This is a genomic window from Microbacterium sp. H6 (assembly GCF_003314775.1).
In the GTDB taxonomy this organism is placed as follows: Bacteria; Actinomycetota; Actinomycetes; order Actinomycetales; family Microbacteriaceae; genus Microbacterium; species Microbacterium oxydans.
Genome location: NZ_QOAY01000208.1, coordinates 278 through 1,159, shown reverse-complemented (window position 1 = coordinate 1,159; position 882 = coordinate 278). Strand labels below are relative to the sequence as shown.

The following is an 882-nucleotide window of genomic DNA, read 5'->3' as shown; positions in this document are numbered from 1 at the left end:
GCTTCAAGTACAACCCTCCGCACGGCGGGCCCGCCGACACCGACGCGACAAGCTGGATCGCCGACCGGGCGAACACCCTGATCGCCGCGGGGCTCGAGGGCGTGAAGCTGGAGCGCTTCGCCGACATCGACTGGGATTCCCTCACCGGCTACGACTTCCGTGACGCCTACGTGCGCGATCTGCCGTCGATCATCGACATCGATGCGATCCGCAGCGCCGGCGTCAGCATCGGCGCCGACCCGCTGGGCGGAGCCTCCGTCGAGTACTGGTCGCTGATCGCCGAGATGCACGACCTCGACCTCACCGTCGTGAACCCCGAGGTCGACCCGACATGGCGCTTCATGACGCTCGACTGGGACGAGAAGATCCGGATGGATCCGTCGTCTCCTTCGGCGATGGCATCCCTGGTCGCGAAGAAGGGCTCCTACGACGTCCTCACCGGGAACGACGCCGACGCCGACCGGCACGGGATCGTGACCCCGGACGCCGGACTGATGAACCCGAACCACTACCTCGCGGTCGCCATCGACTACCTGTTCTCGCACCGTGAGGGGTGGCCCCGCGACGCCGCGATCGGCAAGACGCTGGTCTCGTCCATGATCATCGACCGCGTCGCCGAGTCGCTCGGACGGCGCCTGCTGGAGGTTCCGGTCGGATTCAAGTGGTTCGTCCCCGGGCTGCTCGACGGCTCGGTCGCGTTCGGCGGGGAGGAGTCGGCCGGTGCCTCGTTCCTCCGCAAGGACGGCTCGGTCTGGTCCACGGACAAGGACGGCATCCTGCTGTGCCTGCTGGCCGCCGAGATCATCGCCGTCACCGGGAAGACCCCCTCGGAGCGGTACCACGAGCTGGAGACCGCCTTCGGCGCATCGGCGTATCAGCGCG

At 68.0% G+C, this 882-nt stretch carries 1 pseudogene; it reads left to right on the top strand.

Annotated elements, in window-relative coordinates:
* Nucleotides 1–882 (top strand): annotated as a pseudogene (locus DSP71_RS23890) (phosphoglucomutase, alpha-D-glucose phosphate-specific); the annotation flags it as partial.